Origin of the sequence: Pediococcus pentosaceus, assembly GCF_001437285.1 — a bacterium.
In the GTDB taxonomy this organism is placed as follows: Bacteria; Bacillota; Bacilli; order Lactobacillales; family Lactobacillaceae; genus Pediococcus; species Pediococcus pentosaceus.
Genome location: NZ_JQBF01000001.1, coordinates 338,354 through 354,644 on the forward strand (window position 1 = coordinate 338,354; position 16,291 = coordinate 354,644).

General features: G+C 38.7%; 13 protein-coding genes. 12 read left to right on the top strand and 1 reads right to left on the bottom strand.

The features are described from left to right. Positions 1-108 precede the first annotated feature (108 nt). A complete protein-coding gene (locus tag IV86_RS01590; RefSeq protein WP_002833021.1) occupies positions 109-1,071 on the bottom strand; it encodes an L-lactate dehydrogenase in 963 nt (320 codons plus the stop codon). A gap of 250 nt (positions 1,072-1,321) precedes the next feature. Here IV86_RS01590 and pth point away from each other — a divergent pair, with 250 nt between their 5' ends. From pth to lysS, 12 genes are all read left to right on the top strand, one after another. After that, on the top strand, positions 1,322-1,879 hold the full coding sequence (gene pth / locus IV86_RS01595) for an aminoacyl-tRNA hydrolase (RefSeq protein ID WP_002833022.1): 558 nt from the start codon (positions 1,322-1,324) through the stop codon (positions 1,877-1,879). Between the two features lie 18 nt (positions 1,880-1,897). Beyond that, positions 1,898-5,395 (top strand): transcription-repair coupling factor, encoded by a 3,498-nt coding sequence (gene mfd, locus IV86_RS01600; RefSeq protein WP_029258129.1) that lies wholly within the window; start codon positions 1,898-1,900, stop codon positions 5,393-5,395. 9 nt (positions 5,396-5,404) lie between these two features. Then, positions 5,405-6,988: a polysaccharide biosynthesis protein gene (locus IV86_RS01605; protein WP_056979314.1), complete on the top strand. Its 1,584-nt coding sequence runs from the start codon at positions 5,405-5,407 to the stop codon at positions 6,986-6,988. After that, positions 6,985-7,254: an RNA-binding S4 domain-containing protein gene (locus IV86_RS01610; RefSeq protein WP_002833026.1), complete on the top strand. Its 270-nt coding sequence runs from the start codon at positions 6,985-6,987 to the stop codon at positions 7,252-7,254. The genes IV86_RS01605 and IV86_RS01610 overlap by 4 nt, the downstream gene beginning before the upstream one ends. Before the next feature lie 72 nt (positions 7,255-7,326). Then, the gene (locus IV86_RS01615) at positions 7,327-7,683 is read left to right on the top strand and encodes an FtsB family cell division protein (protein ID WP_011673720.1); all 357 of its coding nucleotides are present in this window, start codon (positions 7,327-7,329) and stop codon (positions 7,681-7,683) included. Between the two features lie 149 nt (positions 7,684-7,832). After that, positions 7,833-8,339 (top strand): S1 domain-containing RNA-binding protein, encoded by a 507-nt coding sequence (locus IV86_RS01620; protein WP_002833029.1) that lies wholly within the window; start codon positions 7,833-7,835, stop codon positions 8,337-8,339. 2 nt (positions 8,340-8,341) lie between these two features. Then, positions 8,342-9,712 carry a tRNA lysidine(34) synthetase TilS gene (tilS, locus tag IV86_RS01625; protein ID WP_002833030.1) on the top strand — a complete coding sequence of 457 codons (1,371 nt, stop codon included), beginning with the start codon at positions 8,342-8,344 and terminating at the stop codon, positions 9,710-9,712. After that, the gene (gene hpt, locus IV86_RS01630; protein WP_002833031.1) at positions 9,702-10,238 is read left to right on the top strand and encodes a hypoxanthine phosphoribosyltransferase; all 537 of its coding nucleotides are present in this window, start codon (positions 9,702-9,704) and stop codon (positions 10,236-10,238) included. Before tilS ends, hpt begins: the two co-directional genes overlap by 11 nt. A 93-nt stretch (positions 10,239-10,331) precedes the next feature. Then, the gene (gene ftsH / locus IV86_RS01635) at positions 10,332-12,413 is read left to right on the top strand and encodes an ATP-dependent zinc metalloprotease FtsH (protein ID WP_011673718.1); all 2,082 of its coding nucleotides are present in this window, start codon (positions 10,332-10,334) and stop codon (positions 12,411-12,413) included. A 58-nt stretch (positions 12,414-12,471) separates the two neighbouring features. Next, on the top strand, positions 12,472-13,350 hold the full coding sequence (gene hslO, locus IV86_RS01640) for an Hsp33 family molecular chaperone HslO (protein ID WP_056979319.1): 879 nt from the start codon (positions 12,472-12,474) through the stop codon (positions 13,348-13,350). 83 nt (positions 13,351-13,433) lie between these two features. Next, the gene (gene dusB / locus IV86_RS01645; protein WP_002833035.1) at positions 13,434-14,432 is read left to right on the top strand and encodes a tRNA dihydrouridine synthase DusB; all 999 of its coding nucleotides are present in this window, start codon (positions 13,434-13,436) and stop codon (positions 14,430-14,432) included. A gap of 66 nt (positions 14,433-14,498) precedes the next feature. Then, positions 14,499-15,995 carry a lysine--tRNA ligase gene (gene lysS, locus IV86_RS01650; protein WP_056979315.1) on the top strand — a complete coding sequence of 499 codons (1,497 nt, stop codon included), beginning with the start codon at positions 14,499-14,501 and terminating at the stop codon, positions 15,993-15,995. Positions 15,996-16,291 lie beyond the last annotated feature (296 nt).

The following is a 16,291-nucleotide window of genomic DNA, read 5'->3' on the forward strand; positions in this document are numbered from 1 at the left end:
AGTAATGTTAGAAGCGTGAAATTAGTAAATTGGGCATAAAAAAACGACTCTGAATATTTATTCAGAGTCGTTTTTTCAACTATTTGAAATTAGTTGATGTTGAAAAGCTTATTTTTCTTCAAGAGCTTTCAAACCATCTGTAAGAACTTTTTTCAATGTTGTAGCTGAATCTGTCATCTTCTTCATTTCGTCATCACTAAGTGGTGATTCGATAACACGGTTCAAACCTTGGCCGTTAATAACAGCAGGTGTACCGATGTAGATGTCATTCAAACCATATTCGCCGTCCATGTAAGCACCAACAGGCAATACAGCATTTTCGTCACGCAAGATAGCTTTTGAAATACGCATCAAAGCAGTACCAACACCGTAGAATGTAGCACCCTTCTTGTTGATGATTTCGTAAGCTTTGTTACGAACACTGTCTTCGATTTCAGCTAATTCGTCAGTTGAAACGCCTTCTTCTTTAGCGATATCAAGCAATGGCTTTGTACCGATTGAAGCAGTTGAGTAAGCAGCGAATTCACTGTCACCATGTTCACCCATGATGTATGCATCAACTGAGTCAGGGCTAACGTTGAATTTCTTACCAAGAGCAACACGTAGACGTGCTGAATCAAGAGAAATACCTGAACCGATAACCTTTTCTTTAGGGAATCCTGAGAATTTCCATGTTGCGTAAGTAAGGATATCAACTGGGTTAGCAGCAACTAAGAAGATACCGTCGAAGCCTGAGTCAACAACTGGCTTAACGATTGTTGAAAGAATGTTTAAGTTCTTGTTAACAAGGTCAAGACGTGTTTCACCTGGTTTTTGTGGAGCACCAGCAGTGATAACTACAAGATCTGCATCTTTACAGTCAGAATATTCACCTGAGTAAATGTTCTTAGGTGCAGTAAATGGAGTAGCATCTTCAAGATCAAGTGCGTCACCAACAGTACGGTCCTTAACAACATCAACGATTACGAATTCTTCTGCAATTCCTTGTTGTGCCATTGCAAAGGCATAACTTGAACCTACAGCGCCGTCGCCGACTAATACAACTTTTTGATGGTTTTGAATTTTAGACAAAAGATCAATCCCCTTTTTTCATATAATATTTGAATTTATCAAACAATACTAAGTATAGCATTTTCATAAAAGAAAGTTGAGTAAAAATTTTATGAAGTTCGGGTATAGTTAGTAAAGTGATTGATAAGTTAGAGGTTAAAAGACCCGCTTGGGGTCAATAATATGGTAATATTACATGAAAATAAACGTGGACAGCTGAGGGGTTTTTGCTCTTTCAGCCGTTTTTGCGTGTTGAGGGTGGAAAAATAACATGAAAATGATTGTGGGTTTAGGAAATATTGGTAAAGAATATGATAAAACGCGCCATAATACTGGTTTTATGGTTGTCGATGAATTAGCAAAAAAGCATGATATAAATAATTTTAAAGTTCAAAGTGATGCCTTGATCGCAGATTTTCGAGTAAATGGTGAAAAAGTTTTGTTAGTAAAACCAACTACTTATATGAACGATTCTGGTCGAGCAGTGCGTCCTTTAATGGATTACTACGATGTTGATTTAAATGACATGATTGTGGCCTATGATGACATGGATATGCCAGTTGGTAAAATTCGACTTCGTCAAAAGGGCTCAGCCGGGGGACATAATGGGATTAAAAGTATAATAGCCCATGTAGGAACCCAATCCTTTAATCGAGTGCGAGTAGGGATTGATCATCCGACTAAAGAAAGCGTCGTGGATTACGTACTAGGTAAGTTTAGGAAGGAACAGATAACCGATTTTGAAATTGGTGTTCAAAATGCAGTAGCAGCATTAGAAGATTGGACTACAATTGAAAATTTCAGTCAGCTAATGAATAAATACAACTAGGATTATTTAGGAGCAAGTATGAATATAAATGAAATTTTTGCATCTGATTCGGGAGTTACAACCGTTGTTGATGCACTCCAAAAAGGGACGCGGCAATTAGTTACCGGTTTACTAGAGCCGGCTAAACAACTTTTCTTAAGTACGATTATTGAAACTAAATCAGCCCCAATTTTATATGTAACAGATAGCTTAGCGCGGGCCGAACATGTCTATAACTTGTTTAAAGAAGAACAGTCCGAGATTGATACGTATTGGTTTCCAGCTGAAGAGATTATTGCGGCCGAGGTGGCCACTAGTTCACCAAATTATCGTACGGCACGAATCCAATTTTTAAGTGCTTTAGCGACATCAAAAACGGGTATTTTTATTACTTCTACATCCGGTTTACGCCGATTAGTTCCCGAACCTAAGGATGTTATTGAAGCTCGAATCACTCTGGAAGTGGGGGCTGAATATGAGTTCCAAACTTTAATTAGCGATCTGAATGCGCTGGGATACCAACGGGTTGAACAGGTGGAAAAGAAAGGCGAATTTGCGGTTCGAGGTTCAGTAGTTGATATTTTTCCACTTAACCAAGATGACCCAATCCGAATGGATTTTTTTGATATCGAAATCGATTCGCTGCGAACTTTTGATCAAGCAACCCAGCGAAGTATTGAAAATATCGAAAAAATTGAAGTATTGCCCGCTACAGACTTGATAATAAATGAAACAAAATTAAACCAAGCAATTAAAACGATGAATAACGAGCTGGCGCAAGCTCAAAAAAAATTAAGTGAAGAAAACTTTGAGGCTTTACAACAAAATATTAATGAAGTAATCGAGCGCTGGAAACACCACCAACTGATTCAAGAAGATACAATGTACGCTAAACAATTGTATGCAGCTAAAACTTCATTGCTAGATTATCTAACAAAGGGCACGCTAGTTTTAGACGACTATCCCCGGATCTTGGATGCTGAAACTGACATTGAAAATAATGAAGCCAGTTGGATCGTTGATCAGTTAAAAAATAACGTGTTGTTAGATAACGAATCCTTTGGCGTCGATATTCGAACATTGATCAAGAAAAAGTCTGTTCCTCAGTTATTTTTGTCGATGTTCCAAAAAGGGATGGGGCGCTTAAAGTTTGACCAGTTGACGGAAATCACTACTAGGGCTGTCCAAGATTTCTTTGGACAAATGCCTGTTTTAAAAGGTGAGGTGGAACGATGGTTAGCTCGTAAGCAAACGGTGTTAATCTTTGCCAATTCCAAAGAACGACAAGGAAAAATTACCGAAGTGCTTCACGATTTTGAGATTGCTGCTCAAAAAGTTAATGCTGATCGAATTCAAATGGCAGCGGTTAACATTATTGGACAATCATTTCCACAAGGCTTTGATATGCCTAGTACGAAATTGGTAGTGTTAACGGAGAAAGAGCTATTTGCTAAGGTTCCTAAAAAACGTCCTCGCCAACAACATGTGGAAAATGCCGAACGTCTCAAAAGCTATACAGAACTAAAAACTGGGGACTACGTTGTTCATGTCAATCACGGGATTGGAAAGTTTATGGGAATGACCACGATGGAAGTCGATGGCGTTCATCAAGATTATATGACCATCCAGTACAAAGGGAGTGGTCAATTATTTATTCCGGTAACACAGTTAAATCTTGTACAAAAATATGTTGCAGCGGAAGGTAAAAGCCCTAAACTAAATAAACTGGGTGGCTCTGACTGGGCTAAGACGAAGAAGAACGTTGCTTCTAAGATTGAAGACATTGCCGATGACTTAATTGAACTGTATGCCAAAAGGGAAGCTGAAAAAGGGTTTGCTTTTAAACCAGATGACAGCTATCAACGTCAATTTGATAATGATTTTCCATATACTGAAACTCCAGATCAATTACGGTCCATTGAAGAAATCAAGAAAGATATGGAAAGAGAACGCCCGATGGATCGTTTGCTAGTAGGAGATGTTGGCTACGGTAAAACAGAAGTTGCGTTACGGGCCGCCTTTAAAGCGGTTGAAAGTGGTAAACAAGTGGCTATTTTAGTTCCCACCACTATTCTGGCGCAACAGCATTTTGATACGATGAATGAACGGTTTGAAGGATACCCAATTGCAACGGGAATATTGTCTCGTTTCCAAACTGGGGCACAAGTTAAGGAAACCCTTGAGGGATTAAAAGATGGCAGTGTAGACGTGATTGTTGGAACCCATCGACTATTATCTAAGGATGTTGAATTTAAAGATTTAGGATTACTGGTAATTGATGAGGAACAACGTTTTGGTGTTAAACATAAGGAACGAATTAAAGAGCTTAAATCACAGGTGGATGTTTTAACCTTGACCGCGACCCCCATTCCTCGGACATTGAACATGTCCATGATTGGGGTGCGAGATTTGTCAGTGATTGAAACACCGCCAACTAATCGTTATCCGATTCAAACGTATGTAATGGAAGAAAACGCGGGGGCTATTCGTGAAGGAATTATGCGAGAAATGCGCCGTAATGGACAGGTTTTCTACCTTCATAATCGAGTTCAAGATATTGAAAAAGTAGTGGCTGAAATTGAAGCATTAGTTCCAGAAGCCCGGGTGGGTTATATTCATGGACAAATGACCGAGAAACAATTAGAAGATATCTTGTTTGAATTTATTGCGGGTGAGTACGATGTGTTAGTTACAACGACAATCATTGAAACCGGAATTGATATTCCGAATGCTAACACTCTTTTTGTGGAAAATGCCGATCATATGGGACTTTCCCAATTATATCAACTTCGTGGTCGAATTGGGCGTTCATCACGGGTGGCTTACGCGTATTTCTTGTATCAGAAAAACCGAGTGTTAACTGAATTAGGCGAAAAACGATTGGAAGCCATCAAAGATTTCACAGAACTAGGTTCTGGATTTAAAATTGCTATGCGAGATTTATCAATTCGAGGCGCGGGAAATCTGTTAGGAAAACAACAACATGGCTTTATCGATTCTGTTGGATATGATTTATACTCACAAATGCTGGCAGATGCGGTTAAGAAGAAGCAAGGTAAAAAGGTTAAACGGCGTTCAGATAGTGAGATTAGTCTCGGAATCGAAGGTTTTCTTCCTAGTTCTTATATTGAAGATGAACAGCAGAAAATCGAATTCTATAAACGATTACGTCAGGCTAACAGTCATGAAGAAGTTGTTGATATTCAAGATGATATGTTAGACCGCTTTGGAGATTATCCAGCTGAAGTTGATAATTTATTACAAATTACCGACTTGAAAATTATAGCCGATCAAGTTCAAGTCGAAAGAATCACCCGCAAGGACGGTATTTTAACTGTAACTATGACAAGGGCAGCCAGCCAAAAATTAACTGGTGAGCAGATATTTGAAGCATTATCAGTTACAAGACTAAGAGCGACGGTAGCGGAATCAGATGCTAAAATGCATATTAAGCTGGTAATTCAACCACGAATGACACAAAAGGATTGGTTTACACAGCTGTTTAATTATATTGAGAAACTTAAAGAATATGTGTGAGGACTGATTGTGAAAAATTCGAGTGCTAAAAAGGTTATGCGTGGGGCATTAATTTTATCCATCGCATCAATTGTGGCTAAAATTTTAAGTGCAGTCTATCGAGTGCCCCTTCAAAATTTAGTTGGTAATACTGGTTTTTATGTATACCAACAAATCTATCCAATTTATGGCATTGGAATGACCTTTGCATTAAATGGATTTCCGATTTTTATATCAAAAATTATTGCTGAGGAACCCGAAGAAGAAAAAAGGTTACGTTTAAGTCGCTATGCGATGCTAATTTTGGCAGGGCTATCATTGTTAATATTTTTATTTTTAATGGTAGGTGCTAGGTGGATTGCTGGTGCAATGGGGGATGTTAGTTTAACCCCACTATTGCGAATGGTTTCGACTATGTTCCTGTTTATGCCATTATTGGCGACGGGGCGGGGTTACTACCAAGGAATTTATGATGTGGCGCCGACGGCTAAATCACAAGTGCTTGAACAAGTAGTGCGGGTTTCAATCATTATTTTAGTTGCGGTATTGGCGGTTAAACTAAATTGGTCCGTGTATAAAATGGGGACTTGGGCGATGGCTAGTTCAACTTTAGCTGCCGTTGCTTCAACGCTCTTTTTTATAAAGTTTGGGTCCAGGTTAATAAAAGCTAAACGACATAAATTTAATTGGCAACTGTTTAAAATTTTAGTGAAACGCTTTGTGGTTGAAGGTGGCGTAATTTGCTTATTGGCAGCCATGATTATTTTGCTACAGTTAGTAGATTCGTTCACGGTTAAAAATAGTTTGGTCAGTGGTGGGCTAACTCAATCAATGGCTAAGTCGATGAAGGGGATTTATGATCGTGCACAGCCGTTAGTTCAATTAGGGACGGTGATTGCTACGGCTTTTGCCACCACGTTGCTACCATCTCTTACGGAGGCTTTACAAAAAAGGGACACAAAAGCCTTTTATCGATCAGCAACCTCACTATTGCGGGTTTCACTAACCATATCGATGGCTGCCAGTATAGGAATGGTGGCTTTAATGCCTCAAATCAATCACCTGCTATTTGGCAGTTCGGAAGGTTCCTTAGCTCTAGCTGTGTACAATTTAAGTGTGATTTTTGCTGCATTAATCTTTGTGTATAACAGCATCTTGCAAAGTGCGGGGGCTGTTAAACCGACCTTGGTGGCCATTATCACAGGAATTATAATTAAAGTTGTTTTAAATAGTTGGGCTACTCAATGGTTGGGAATCTTAGGAGCTAGTCTCGTGACAGTATTAAGCTTAGCTGTGATTGCAGGTGTGATGAATTATGCATTACCGAGTCAGTTGTCGAAACGGGTTTACCGAGAACATCACTTTTTAAGGAAACTCATCTGGGGAAATTTGTTAATGTTCATAGTAGTAAAATTACTCGTGATTGTTTTACAATTAACAGTAGTTTCTCCAGGACGCTTCGGCGCTACTATTATCACAGTAATGGGTGTAATCGTTGGAGCAGGTGTTTTTATTAGTTATATCTTTAAATTCAGGTTATTTAGTATTCGGGAATGGTTGACTATTCCCTATGGTTCAAAAATTTTAAGAATGGTACAGAGGATTGTTAAATGAGATTAGATAAATTTTTAAAGGTTTCAAGAATTATCAAACGGCGTGCTTTAGCTAAGGAAGTAGCTGATCAAGGACGAATTTTGATCAATGATAAAGTGGCTAAATCTTCAACTAATGTGGGAGTAAACGACCATATTGAAATTCGTTTTGGAAATAAAACGTTGGTAATTAAAGTTGATCAGCTTTTAGATACTACGAAAAAAGATGATGCAGAACGGATGTACACGATCGTTTCCGAAAATTACGAACAAGATTTTAGAAAATAATTAAGAAGTTAAAAATGATAGACAGTTAAAGAAAGCGTTGTTATAATTTAAGATAATTGAGAGGTTATTTTAATGGAAAATGTGAAGAAAAATAAGAGAAGTATGAAAGCAAGAACAGCGACAGGAGCAGTAAATCCCTATGCTAGGGCCCGTAAACAACGAGCACTATTTATTTTAGGTGTTTTCGCGATTATTGCGACCATTTTTATTTTTCAAATTGTCCATGCACATATTTCCAGAAGTAGCGTTAATAATAAATTAGCAATGGAAACAGCGCATTATGAAAAGATTCAAAATGATAACAAGGCGCTCAAAGTCAAAGTTAAGCAGATGAACGATGAACAATATTTGGAAAAATTGATTCGTTCTAAATATCTCTATACTAAAAAAGGTGAAACTGTCTATAATTTGCCAAATGATGCAAAATAAAATTAGATTAAAGCATTGAAATGACGTAGGTCATCTTAATGCTTTTTTTGTTAATTAATGGACTGAATTTGCGTGAACAAAACTCGCAAGGAGTCGGTGTGGGATGGTATAATTAAGCATTAAATTTTTTAGGAGGATCATAGGTATTTATGACAATCGAAGTTGGAACTAAGGTAGACGGAAAAGTTTCAGGAATTACAAATTTCGGAGCTTTTATTGATTTGGGGGAGAATCGTTCGGGCTTAGTCCATATTAGTGAAGTTTCTGACGGTTTTATTAAGGATATTCATGATGTACTTAATGTTGGAGACACCGTGAAGGTTAAGGTTTTATCGATTGCGGACGATGGAAAGATTGCTCTTTCAATTAGAAAGGCAGTGGATCATCCCGTACAAAAAGAAACTGCTAAAGTTGCTTCAACTTCCCACCATTCCAATGGAAATTTCCATGGCCGTCCAGCAGGAAACATGGATAGAAAGTATTCACATAATCAACACAGTCATCGCGATAATCATCGTGAACAACGCAGCTCAAATGTGGAACCAGATTTTGATCAAATGCTCTCTGGATTTTTAAAGGATAGTGAGTCACGCTTATCAACGTTAAAACGTAATACGGATGGTAAACGTGGTGGTCGTGGCGGACGCCGTAGTTAACTATGAAAATCGGTGAGCTAGGTGATCAGATTGTTGAACAATATGGGCTGAGCCAATTCAAAATCGTAGTGGCAGTTTCAACGGGAGTCGATTCAACGGTGCTAATTAACGCATTGATAAATTCAACTAAAATTAAGCATCAACAATTGATTGTTGCCCATGTCAATCATCAGCTGCGTGAGCAAAGTATTGAAGAAGAACGATTTTTACATAAATGGTGTCGACAGCATCAAATCACGTTTATGGAGACGGACTGGCCTAAAAGTCAGCACCCTCAACATGGAGTAGAAGCTGCTGCACGCGAATTTAGATATACTTTTTTTAAGCAGGTAATGCATGACCAGCAGGCGCAAGTACTATTGACCGCACATAATGCGGATGAGCAAGCTGAAAATTTCGTAATGCAAGTGATTCGGGGGGGCTGGCTAAATCAATTAAATGGAATTCCAGAACGGCGAACGTTTGCACAAGGATGGCTAATTCGCCCGTTTCTAAAATTTACTAAGCAATTTTTGATCGAGACCGCTCAAGAAAATAAATTACGGTGGTTTGAAGATCAAACCAACCGTACTACTGAATTTTTACGTAACCGTGTGCGAAATGAAATCATTCCTGCTTTTCGAAAAGAAAATCCAAGGGTGGTTGAACATATCCAGCACTATCAAGATCAGCTATTAGAACAGTCTAACTTAGTCGACCAAGTGGTTCTTGAAAAACTTACTAAGTTACAAAGAGATGAAAGCTTTGATCTGCTGGCGCTACGTAAAGAATCGCTCCCATGGCAGAAAAAAATTATTTTAAAAATTATTACTGAAGTTAATGCGGAAATTGCAATAAATGAGAATAAGTTGGGTGAGCTAGTTCGATTGGTTAATAATACTAAACAAGCTCAAGCTACAATCGACATTGGAAAAAACTATAAATTTGAAATCACGTACAATTATCTACGAATTGGTAAAAAAATAACCGTAAAAGGTGAACAAGTAAAAAAGCGTGTGGTAACATTGAATTCGTGGTTAAATTTAGATGGTGATGCTCAATTCCAATTATCTAATCAAAAGTCGGCTTTGGATGCTGACGAGACGATGGTTTTGAGCGCCAATCAGCTGAGGTTCCCGCTTTTTATCCGGAAAATAAACCCCAACGACCGCTTAAGACTTAAAAATGGTGGTTATAAAACAATTCGTCGAGAGTTAATTGATCAAAAGGTTCCGAATGAACAACGAGAACGTTATTTTGCAATTACGGATGTTGATGATGAAATTTTATGGGTACCAGGTTTGCGAAAGGCCTGGTTAAAGGAACCTTTCCTAAAAGATAATCAACAATTTATTATGGAATTTAGAATTGGAGGAAGTCCCCATGGACAATGATATCGCCAGAGTTTTGTACAGTAAGGCGGATATAAAGGAAGCTTGCGAACGTTTAGGTAAACAATTAACAAAGGACTATGCAGGAAAACGTCCTTTAATCTTAAGTGTATTAACGGGTGCTATGTTCTTCACAACGGATGTCGTTCGTGAATTTGATGTATATTCTGAAATTGATTTTATCGATGTTTCAAGTTACAAAGGTGGCATGGAATCAACGGGAACTGTTGATTTGGTGTCAGATTTATCTGAAGATGTTAATGGACGCGATGTTTTAATTATTGAAGATATCGTTGATACTGGGCGGACATTAAGTTATATTGTGGATTTATTATATTCACGCAATGCGAAAAGCGTTAAGATTTGTACCTTCTTAGACAAGCCAGCTGGACGTGTTGTAGAAGCTAAAGCTGACTACGTTGGTTTTACCGTACCTAAAGAGTTTGTAGTGGGTTATGGATTAGACTATCAAGGCTATTACCGAAACTTACCTTATGTGGGAGTTTTGAAGCCAGAAGTTTACGAATAAAATCATTGGTCAAAGTTAGTCAAATATGGTATTATATCGTCAATGGTCAAGATTGTAACTGATATTTCTTGATGCCTTACAAGGAGGAACTACATGAAAAATAACAGAAATGGCCTGTTTAAAAATAGTCTTTTCTATATCGTAGTTTTTTTGAGTATTATGGGAATTATCGCGGCTGTAGTTGGAAAGGGTGGCAATAGCCAAACTTCTACTATTTCGTCTAGCGAATTTGTCTCACAACTTAAAAAAGACAACGTGAAGAGCTTTGATATTCAACCAGCCAATGGAGTTTATAAGGTTACAGGTAAATATCGTTCTGCACAAAAGGATGATTCTTCAGCAGGATTATTCCCAGGAACCGTTTCATCTAATAAGGTGACTGGATTCCAAACTTCAGTTCTACAGAATGATTCAACAATTACCGAAATAACTAAATCTGCTTCAGCTGATGGAGTTAAGGTCACAACTAAAGAAGAAGAATCAAGCAGTTTCTGGGTTCAATTACTAGTAACGGGCTTACCTTTAATTTTCTTTATCTTTATCTTCTACATGATGATGGGTCAAGCCGGTCAAGGTGGCGGAGGTAAAGGGGTGATGAACTTTGGTAAATCCAAGGTCAAACCTGCTGATAAGAGTGCAAATAAAGTTCGCTTCTCTGACGTTGCGGGTGAAGAAGAAGAGAAACAAGAACTTGTTGAAGTTGTTGAATTCTTGAAAGATCCACGTAAGTTTGTTCAGTTGGGAGCTCGAATCCCAGCGGGGGTACTTTTGGAAGGACCTCCCGGAACTGGTAAGACTTTACTTGCAAAAGCGGTAGCCGGTGAAGCCGGAGTTCCGTTCTATTCAATTTCTGGTTCGGATTTCGTGGAAATGTTTGTTGGGGTTGGTGCAAGTCGTGTACGTGACTTGTTTGACCAAGCTAAGAAAAATGCTCCATCAATCATCTTCATTGATGAAATTGATGCTGTAGGTCGTCGCCGTGGCAATGGTACCGGCGGAGGACATGATGAACGAGAACAAACTTTAAACCAATTATTGGTTGAAATGGATGGGTTCACGGGAAATGAAGGAGTCATTGTTATGGCTGCTACTAACCGTTCGGATGTTTTAGACCCAGCTTTACTACGTCCGGGACGTTTTGACCGTAAGATCTTAGTTGGTCGTCCAGATGTTAATGGACGTGAAGCAATTTTGAAAGTTCATGCCAAGAATAAGCCAATTGATAGTGATGTTGATTTAGCAGAAATTGCTAAACAAACACCAGGTTTTGTTGGAGCTGATTTGGAAAACTTACTTAATGAAGCTGCTTTGTTAGCTGCTCGTCGTAATAAGAAGACGATTGATGCTGCTGACTTAGACGAAGCTGAAGACCGAGTAATTGCAGGACCAGCGAAGAAGAACGCAGTGGTTAGCAAGAAGGAACGTCAGACAGTTGCTTTCCACGAGGCTGGACATACAATTGTCGGTTTGGTATTAAACGATGCACGAGTTGTTCACAAGGTTACAATTGTTCCTCGTGGACGTGCCGGCGGTTATGCCATCATGCTTCCTCGTGAAGATCAAATGTTAATGTCGAAGAAAGATGCTATGGAACAAATTGCTGGTTTGATGGGTGGTCGTGCTGCAGAAGAGATCATCTTTGACCAACAATCATCTGGAGCATCAAATGACTTTGAGCAAGCTACTCAAATTGCTCGAGCAATGGTTACTCAGTATGGGATGAGCGAAAAAATTGGTCAAGTCGAGTTGGCTGCTCCGGGGCAATCCTACTATGGTGAAGGTGGACCAGCTTATTCTGAAAAGACAGCTGCGACAATTGACGAAGAAATTCGGCGCTTTACTACTGAAGGTTATAACGAAGCTCGTAAGATTATTGAAGAGCATCGTGAACAACATAAGATTATTGCGGAAGCATTGCTTGAACATGAAACACTTGATGAAAAGCAAATTATTAGTTTATTCAAGACAGGCAAGATGCCTGAAAAGAAAACTACTTCTGAATTTCCGAGCGAAAAAGCTGCAACGTTCGAAGAATCTAAACGAGAACTAGAACGTAAAGAAGCTGAACGCCATGATGAAGCTGCTAAGGCAGTTAAGCATGACGGCTCAGAAAGTGATTCTGCTACGACTGTTTATTATCCAAAAGACGATAACAATCATTCAGAAAATCAATAATTTAAGAATCGTGGGTTGCAAAATGCACTCACGATTTTTTGATGAAAGCGGGTATAAAATGAAAGATTATTTAGTTAAAAGTATTGTAAATGATGGAATGTTTCGAGCCTACGCGGTTAGTACCACTAATTTAGTGCAAGAAGCACAACAACGTCATGATTCTTGGAGTGCCGCAACTGCTGCATTGGGACGTTCTTTAACGGCAACGCTGTTATTATCATCGTCGGTTTTAAAGGGCGAAGAAAAATTAACTGTCAAAATTAATGGTGGCGGCCCTACCGGAACGATTGTGATTGATGGAAATGCGAACGGAACGGTCAAGGGCTACCTTCAGAATTCCCATGTTTCATTACCTTTAAAAGAAGATCATCATATTGATGTGGGGCAAGCAGTTGGGAATGCTGGGGTAATGGCTGTTACCAAAGATATGGGTCTAGGAGATCCATTTACTGGACAAGTTGGCTTAGTTTCTGGAGAAATCGGGGACGATTTTACGTATTATTTAGCCCAATCTGAACAAATCCCTTCTGCCGTCGGCGTATCAGTATTTGTTAATCCTGACGAAACGGTGGGGGTGGCAGGCGGCTTCTTGATTCAAGTTATGCCAGATGCTACAGACGATGCTATTGATAAACTTCAACAACGTTTGAAAGAAATTCCACTAGTTTCGGAAATGCTACGTGCTGGTAAAACACCAGAGGAAATTTTAAAAGATATTCTCAATGATGATGAGATTAAATTTTTAGACAAGATGGATGTTAAATTTGAATGTGATTGTTCTAAAGAACGTTTTGGCGATTCAATTTCAGCATTACCATTACAAGATATCAAAGAAATGATGGAAGAAGATCATGGTGCTGAGGCGGTTTGTCGTTTCTGCGGTAATAAGTATGTATTTTCGGAAGCGGATCTCCAAGAAATCATTGACCAAAAATAAGTGAAATTGGTAAGCTTCTCCACAATCATGAATTTCTGTGATATTATATTCTGCATGCATAAAAAGTTTGACGAGGTGAAAAAATGGAATGGAAAATTGGGGACATTACAATCCCAAATCAACTAGTTGTTGCTCCAATGGCCGGTGTGACTAATACTGCTTTTCGAATGATCTGTAAAAAATTCGGTGCGGGATTAGTGGTTTGCGAAATGATATCCGACCGAGGAATTATCTATGGAAACAAAAAAACTCTGAGCATGATGACAGTTGATCCAAATGAACATCCAATGAGTATTCAAATTTTTGGTGGCACTAAGGAAACATTAGTAGAAGCTGCTAAATTTGTTGATCAAAATACTGATGCAGATATTATTGACATCAATATGGGATGTCCCGTAAACAAAGTTGTTAATACTGATGCTGGTGCCCGTTGGTTGCTGGATCCTAATAAGGTATATGAGATGGTATCTTACGTGACGGATGCGGTTAAAAAACCAGTGACGGTTAAAATGCGAACTGGTTGGGATGCTAACCATATTTTAGCGGTTGAAAATGCATTGGCAGCCGAACGTGCGGGTGCTTCTGCACTTGCTATGCATGGTCGAACTCGTAAACAAATGTATACTGGACAAGCAGATTGGAATATTTTAAAAGAAGTTGGAAGTCAGTTGCATATTCCATTTATGGGTAATGGAGATGTACGGACACCTGAAGATGCCAAAAGAATGTTGGATGAAGTTGGTGCGGACGCGGTAATGATTGGCCGTGCTGTACTGGGTAATCCATGGGAATTACAACGAATTTCAGCTTATTTAAATGATGGAACAGTTATTGATGAACCTACACCAAGAGAAAAAATTGAGATTGCAAAAGAGCATTTACACGCTCTAGTAGAATTGAAGGGTGAAAATGTCGGTCCGCGAGAATTCCGTGGACAAGCTGCCTACTACCTCAAGGGTATTCCACATTCAGCTCGAACCAAGGTGGCTGTAACGGGAGCAGATACTGAGCAACAAATGATTGATATTTTTGATAGTTTTATTGAAAAACTCGAAACTAGAAGAGTAAGAACTTTGAATTAAGGTTGCAATTTGTTGTTTTAGTAGGTAATAATTATATTTGAATAAATTTAAGAGGGGGACAAAATAGTGGGTGAAAAGCAACAACCAAGTATGAATGACCAACTAAGAGTTCGTCGCGAAAAGATGCAAGAACTTCGTGATAAGGGCATCGATCCATTTGGTCATCGTTTTGAGAGAACACATTTAGCAGCACAATTACACGAAAAGTACAGTGATATGACAAAGGAAGAGCTTGATGAACAGGGCATGGTAGCTACGATTGCCGGCCGTATGATCTCTAAGCGTGGTAAGGGTAAGGTCGGTTTTGCAGATCTTAAAGACCGTTCTGGAAAAATGCAATTGTACGTTCGTAAGGATGTTTTAGGCGAAGATGTATACAAAGTCTTTAAGCGTTCTGATATTGGTGATTTCCTCGGTGTAACTGGGGATGTCATGAAAACCGATATGGGTGAATTAACAATTAAAGTAACGGGACTAACTTTCTTAAGTAAAGCGCTCCGTCCTCTTCCCGACAAGTTCCATGGTTTACAAAACGTTGAACAAATTTATCGTCAACGTTATCTTGATTTAATTGCTAATGATGATAGTATGGATCGTTTCAGAAAACGGACTAAGATTGTTTCAGCAGTAAGAAGATATCTTGATGGTAATGATTTTGCCGAAGTTGAAACACCAGTGCTACATACTCAAGCTGGTGGAGCTAGTGCACGTCCATTTATTACACACCATAATGCCCTAGATATCAATTTATATTTACGGATTGCGTTGGAACTTCATTTGAAACGGCTAATTGTCGGTGGAATGGAACGAGTATACGAAATCGGTCGCGTATTCAGAAATGAAGGGATTGATACTCGTCATAATCCTGAATTCACTATGCTCGAAACATACGCAGCTTACTTTGATTTCCATGACGTAATGGATGAAACTGAAGGAATTTTTAAGGCAGCAGTTGCAGCGGTTTCAGATGATGGTAAGATTACGTACCAAGGAACAGAACTTGACTTAGGTCAAGATTTTGAACGTCTACACATGGTCGATGCAATCAAGAAATATGCGGGAGTGGACTTTTGGCCTAAGATGTCGGTTGAAGATGCGAAGAAACTTGCTGATGAAAATGGTATCCACTACGAGTCTTGGTGGACAGTTGGACACATCATCAATGAATTCTTTGAAGAAAAGGTTCAAGACCAATTGAAACAACCAGTGTTTATTTACGGACATCCAGTAGAAATTTCTCCACTAGCTAAGAAGAACGCCGAAGATGATCGTTTTACAGATCGATTTGAGTTGTACATCTTAGGTAATGAATATGGCAATGCCTTTACTGAATTAAATGATCCTATCGACCAACGGGCACGTTTTGAAGCTCAAGTTGCAGAACGTGAAGCAGGTAACGATGAAGCTGAAGGTATTGACGAAGATTATATCGAAGCACTTGAATATGGTATGCCACCAACAGGGGGGCTTGGAATTGGGATTGATCGTTTAGTGATGTTGCTAACTGATGCTCCTTCAATTCGTGATGTACTATTGTTCCCAACGATGAAACCCATCGACTAAATAAGAACTAAGAAAAGAATGAGAATAGCAAAATTCTCATTCTTTTTTTGTGCATTTTACGCAAGGAAAAAGATGTTTTTTTAGCTTCATGAAATCGTTAACAAATTAATTTCTAATCCTTTACTAAGTAATTATTACTTTTTTAAAATAAACTATTGACGAATCACGGGTAAAATTGGTATTATATTCTAGCAGCGTTAGTTCGCGGCAGTCATCGAATTAGATTTATGAAAAATTGCTAAAAAAAGTTATTGACAGTAATTGATCTCGATGATATAGTTAAATAGTTGTCAAAA

Bases quoted from the DNA above. Each gene is read 5' to 3' on its own strand.
- IV86_RS01615 (WP_011673720.1), top strand. From the start codon at position 7,327: ATGGAAAATGTGAAGAAAAATAAGAGAAGTATGAAAGCAAGAACAGCG.
- hslO (WP_056979319.1), top strand. From the start codon at position 12,472: ATGAAAGATTATTTAGTTAAAAGTATTGTAAATGATGGAATGTTTCGA.
- IV86_RS01620 (WP_002833029.1), top strand. From the start codon at position 7,833: ATGACAATCGAAGTTGGAACTAAGGTAGACGGAAAAGTTTCAGGAATT.
- tilS (WP_002833030.1), top strand. From the start codon at position 8,342: ATGAAAATCGGTGAGCTAGGTGATCAGATTGTTGAACAATATGGGCTG.
- pth (WP_002833022.1), top strand. From the start codon at position 1,322: ATGAAAATGATTGTGGGTTTAGGAAATATTGGTAAAGAATATGATAAA.
- mfd (WP_029258129.1), top strand. From the start codon at position 1,898: ATGAATATAAATGAAATTTTTGCATCTGATTCGGGAGTTACAACCGTT.
- dusB (WP_002833035.1), top strand. From the start codon at position 13,434: ATGGAATGGAAAATTGGGGACATTACAATCCCAAATCAACTAGTTGTT.
- IV86_RS01610 (WP_002833026.1), top strand. From the start codon at position 6,985: ATGAGATTAGATAAATTTTTAAAGGTTTCAAGAATTATCAAACGGCGT.
- ftsH (WP_011673718.1), top strand. From the start codon at position 10,332: ATGAAAAATAACAGAAATGGCCTGTTTAAAAATAGTCTTTTCTATATC.
- hpt (WP_002833031.1), top strand. From the start codon at position 9,702: ATGGACAATGATATCGCCAGAGTTTTGTACAGTAAGGCGGATATAAAG.